Origin of the sequence: Streptomyces azureus (genome assembly GCF_001270025.1) — a bacterium.
GTDB lineage: Bacteria > Actinomycetota > Actinomycetes > Streptomycetales > Streptomycetaceae > Streptomyces > Streptomyces azureus.
Window position 1 is genome coordinate 1 of record NZ_DF968443.1, and the last position, 559, is coordinate 559.

Genomic DNA, 559 nt, shown 5'->3' on the forward strand with positions numbered 1-559 from the left:
CGCCTGGCCCACGGCCCGCTGGCGGAATACCCCAACGACGACTTCACCGACGAGGTCCCGCGTTCGGGCAACGCCTCCGGCGGCGGCCAGCCCGGCTGGGCGGTCAGGTGCGCGCCGGGCGGGCCCAACGACTACGTCTACGTCATCGTCCAGCCCGTCGGCTGGCCCCCGCTCACCGCTCTCATCGGCCGGCCCGAACTCGCCGCGGACCCCGAGTGGGCCACCCCCGAAGCCCGGCTGCCCAAACTCGCCAAGATGTTCCAGCTGATCGAGGAATGGACCTCCACCCTGCCCAAATGGGAGGTCCTCGAACGACTCAACAGCCACAACATCCCCTGCGGACCCATCCTGTCCACCCGCGAAATCATCGAAGACCGCTCCCTCGCGGACAACGAGATGATCGTCGAGGTGGACCACCCCGAACGCGGCACCTTCACCACCGTGGGCAACCCGCTGAAACTCTCCGACTCCCCCGCCGACATCACCACCCCACCCCTCCTCGGCCAGCACACCGAAGAAATCCTCATCGGCGAACTCGGCCTCGCCCACGAAGAGCTGC

At 68.3% G+C, this 559-nt stretch carries 1 protein-coding gene; it reads left to right on the plus strand.

What is annotated here, in order from left to right; translation table 11 throughout:
- The coding region (locus tag AOQ53_RS35375) for a CoA transferase (RefSeq protein WP_174523399.1) at positions 1–559 on the plus strand (559 nt) is incomplete at both ends.